This is a genomic window from Paenibacillus sp. 05T425 (assembly GCF_056396205.1).
Genome location: NZ_JBFTLA010000075.1, coordinates 1 through 507 on the forward strand (window position 1 = coordinate 1; position 507 = coordinate 507).

Sequence of the window (507 nt, forward strand, 5' to 3'; positions counted from 1 at the left end):
GACCTGGGCCACGTGGTGGTCGGCAAGCAGAAAGAAGAAATCTGCGAGCTGGAACTGGAACTGCGCGAAGGCGAGCCGGCCGCACTGCTGGAACTGGCCGCCGAACTGGCCGCGACCCTGCCGCTGATGCCATGCGACATCAGCAAGGCCGAACGCGGTTATCGCCTGTTCGACGCCAACAGCTACTCGCTGAGCTTGCCGGCGCCGCAGATCACCGCCGAAATGCCACTGGACGATGCGTTCGCCGCCTTGTGCTGGCATTTGCTTGGCAGCAGCCAGCGCCTGGCCGAGCAATATCGCTTTAATGGCCACTGGCGCCTGCTGCAGGACTGGGTCGAAAACCTCGCTGAAATGCGCGCGCTGATCAGTAGCCTCGGTCAAGCCGCGCCGCGTCAGTCGACTCACGATCTGCGGGTCGCGCTGGATGCCTTGCTGGAAGACTGGCGCCCGCTGGTACAGGCCGGCCTGGACGACGAAGACGTGCGCAAAGCCGCGCCGGAGCAGTTC

At 64.7% G+C, this 507-nt stretch carries 1 protein-coding gene; it reads left to right on the plus strand.

All coding sequences use genetic code 11. The annotated features are described in order from the left end of the window. Positions 1–507, plus strand: a 507-nt coding sequence (locus AC1DF0_RS32135; RefSeq protein ID WP_477577621.1) for a CYTH domain-containing protein, incomplete at both ends; no start/stop codon positions are given.